Raw genomic sequence first — 209 nt, 5'->3', positions numbered from 1 at the left:
GAGCAGCTTGTTGTTTTTCGTTTTTTAAGTGGCTTACCTCACGGTGCTTACTTTGGTGCCGCTATTTTGCTTGCCTCCGATATTGCCCCTTCGGGTAAACGGGCAAGCTTTATGTCAAAAGTATTTATGGGCTTGACCATTGCAACCATTGTTGGCGTGCCTATTGTTACCTTGGTGGGGCAAAATCTAAGCTGGCGGTATTGCTTAGG

1 protein-coding gene is annotated in these 209 nt (G+C 46.4%); it reads left to right on the top strand.

Features of this window, described 5'->3' with window-relative positions; all coding sequences use genetic code 11:
* Positions 1-209 (top strand): MFS transporter (locus AN389_RS20045; protein WP_146258112.1); only part of this gene is annotated, 209 nt, incomplete at both ends.

The sequence above is a fragment of the Pseudoalteromonas sp. P1-7a genome, from assembly GCF_001401855.1.
Classification (GTDB): Bacteria; Pseudomonadota; Gammaproteobacteria; order Enterobacterales; family Alteromonadaceae; genus Pseudoalteromonas.
This window is presented reverse-complemented; position numbering and strand designations above follow the sequence as displayed.